Source organism: Colwellia asteriadis (genome assembly GCF_039523295.1).
In the GTDB taxonomy this organism is placed as follows: domain Bacteria; phylum Pseudomonadota; class Gammaproteobacteria; order Enterobacterales; family Alteromonadaceae; genus Colwellia; species Colwellia asteriadis.
In genome coordinates, this window is the sequence record NZ_BAAAFA010000039.1 from 1 (window position 1) to 645 (window position 645).

Annotated in this window: 1 rRNA gene; it reads left to right on the forward strand. The window is 36.0% G+C overall.

Annotation, left to right across the window (positions count from 1 at the left end):
* Positions 1-106: ribosomal RNA gene (rrf, locus tag ABD005_RS18135) — 5S ribosomal RNA — on the forward strand; the annotation flags it as partial.
* Positions 107-645: the final 539 nt, after the last annotated feature.

Below are 645 nucleotides of genomic sequence, written 5' to 3' on the forward strand. Positions count from 1 at the left end.
CATAGCACTGTGGTACCACCTGATCCCATTCCGAACTCAGAAGTGAAACGCAGTAGCGCCGATGGTAGTGTGGGAGTTCCCATGTGAGAGTAGGACATTGCTAAACTTCTATTCGAGCGAAAGCTCATGAGAAGCCCGTTACAAGGTAACGGGCTTTTTTAGACCTTATTTATTAAGTTTGTTTGCTAAATAAACAGCGGATTTAATTAACAAATAACGTTTTATAAATACCTTAAATAAGGTGTTGACAATAAAACTGAGAGGCGTATGATGCGCATCTCGCTTTAGGCAAGACCTAAAGTTAAGAAGTGTAACGAATGTGATTACCTTCTGTCTTTTAAAGACATTTTCTTTAACAATTAGTTATCATGCAATTTGTGTGAACACTCACTTTATTGATGTTTTACTTAAGTTCTTAGCTTTTATAAGCAGAACAAAAAAACGCTTCAATGAATGATGTTCATGCAATATTATTTATAAGGTACGAAAGTATACTTATATATGTAATGCGATATCACCTTTCTTTTATTAGTAATTGGTATCACGACAGAATTCATTGAGCAGCATCTTAGATGCACAAACGATTTTTAATTGAAGAGTTTGATCATGGCTCAGATTGAACGCTGGCGGCAGGCTTAACACATG